This window comes from Pseudarthrobacter sp. NKDBFgelt (assembly GCF_046097905.1).
GTDB lineage: Bacteria > Actinomycetota > Actinomycetes > Actinomycetales > Micrococcaceae > Arthrobacter > Arthrobacter polychromogenes.
Genome location: NZ_JBJURL010000208.1, coordinates 1 through 576 on the forward strand (window position 1 = coordinate 1; position 576 = coordinate 576).

General features: G+C 65.5%; 1 protein-coding gene. It reads left to right on the top strand.

Going from position 1 to position 576, the window contains the following annotated elements; genetic code table 11:
- On the top strand, window positions 1-576 hold a 576-nt coding region (locus tag ACKAE7_RS21190; RefSeq protein ID WP_408980247.1), incomplete at both ends, for a ThiF family adenylyltransferase.

The window sequence follows — 576 nt, forward strand, 5'->3', positions numbered from 1 at the left end:
GGTTCCGGTGAGAGGACCCTTCTGGGGCTCGTCGATCTGCTTGCCGAACGGGGACTTGATCTCCTCGAACGGCTCAATGAGTCCGTCCTCGGCTGGAAGTCAGCCGGAGGAAGGGACCAAAACCGCAAGTGGGTCTTCTGCATTCTTGTGAGCCTGCCGCAGGTCCATCCGCTGACTGGCGAGATCGGCGCAACCCTTCCGATGGCGTTCCTCTGCCACATGAGCCCGGGCGCCATCGGCGTCGCGATGGGGTTGCTCGAGTCGAACACCAGCGACGCGGTGAAGGACGTCAGCTACGTGATGAGGTTCGGAGCCAAGCTGTCCGCGGACGGCCTCCGAGAGATCCCCGTGCAGATCGCTCCGGTGCACCTCGAGCTTGACGGCGCCGGAGCCGCGAGAATGGCTGGACGCGCCGCCCCCGACCTCAGGCGCGTCGTGATGATTGGAGCAGGCTCGCTCGGGTCGCAGCTCGCCGAGAGCCTGGCCCGTGAGGGCCTATTCGCTTGGACGGTGATCGACCCCGACACCTTCCTTCCCCATAACGCCGCGCGACACAGCCTGACCCGTGAGCAGTTC